Annotated in this window: 1 pseudogene and 1 other annotated feature; the pseudogene reads left to right on the top strand. The window is 61.8% G+C overall.

The annotated features are described in order from the left end of the window. Window positions 1-50 precede the first annotated feature (50 nt). Window positions 51-529: pseudogene (locus NA637_RS25335) on the top strand (transposase); the annotation flags it as partial. Beyond that, window positions 329-445, top strand: a sequence feature (AL1L pseudoknot). It overlaps the preceding pseudogene by 117 nt.

Here is a 529-nt window from a genome sequence, read left to right on the forward strand (position 1 = left end):
TGAACCGCCCCGGCTTCCCCGGAGGCTCCAACTCTTGAGAGGATGGAGCCATGAAATCATCGACGAAGTATTCCCCTGAAGTCCGTGAGCGGGCGGTTCGGCTTGTAGTGGAGCACCAGGACGACCATGAGTCGGAGTGGGCTGCGATCTGCTCGATTGCCGCCAAAATCGGTTGTACTGCTGAAACGTTGCGCCGCTGGGTGCGCCAGACCGAACGCGACAGCGGCAAACGTGAAGGCCAGACCACCAGCGAACGCGAGCGGATCAAGTCCCTGGAGCGTGAGGTGCGTGAGTTGCGTCAGGCCAACGAGATCCTGCGCAAGGCGTCCGCATATTTTGCTCAGGCGGAGCTCGACCGCCGCTTCAAGCCATGAAGATGTTCATCGACGAACACCGTGCGGTTTATGGAGTCGAGCCGATCTGCCGGGTGCTGCCGATCGCTCCATCGACCTACTACGCGCATGCACGCTGCCAGACCGACCCCGAGCGGCGCTCTCGGCGAGCACGACGTGACGATGTGTTGAGCACG

Origin of the sequence: Stutzerimonas stutzeri (assembly GCF_024448935.1) — a bacterium.
In the GTDB taxonomy this organism is placed as follows: domain Bacteria; phylum Pseudomonadota; class Gammaproteobacteria; order Pseudomonadales; family Pseudomonadaceae; genus Stutzerimonas; species Stutzerimonas stutzeri_AO.